At 57.8% G+C, this 315-nt stretch carries 1 protein-coding gene; it reads right to left on the reverse strand.

Annotated features, from left to right (window positions below; translation table 11 throughout):
- A partial coding sequence (locus CIK04_RS32660; protein WP_142995072.1) for a hypothetical protein occupies positions 1 to 255 on the reverse strand: 255 nt, incomplete at its 3' end.
- Positions 256 to 315: the final 60 nt, after the last annotated feature.

Genomic DNA, 315 nt, shown 5'->3' on the forward strand with positions numbered 1-315 from the left:
CGCTGGGTTGCCCGCGCTGTCCGTCACGTCCGCTTTCACGCTGATCGCGCCATCAACCAGACCCTTACCTGTTAGGTCTGCGGTCGTGCTGAACTTGCCATCTTGAACGGTCGCTTCGAACGAGGCTGTGTTGCCTTTGCTGTCGGTCACGGTCAAGGTCACTTTCTGACCGTCTTCTACGTTGGTCGTGGTTCCTGACAAGGTCACTTCGTCTGCTTCGTCAACACTGATGTTGCCGTCGCCTACGGTCGTCAAGTCATGCTCGGTAGATCCGCATTGTCCGCATCCAACGTCGCGCTTTCTGTGTCGCTCGCG

It is taken from the genome of Vibrio sp. 03_296 (genome assembly GCF_002265885.1).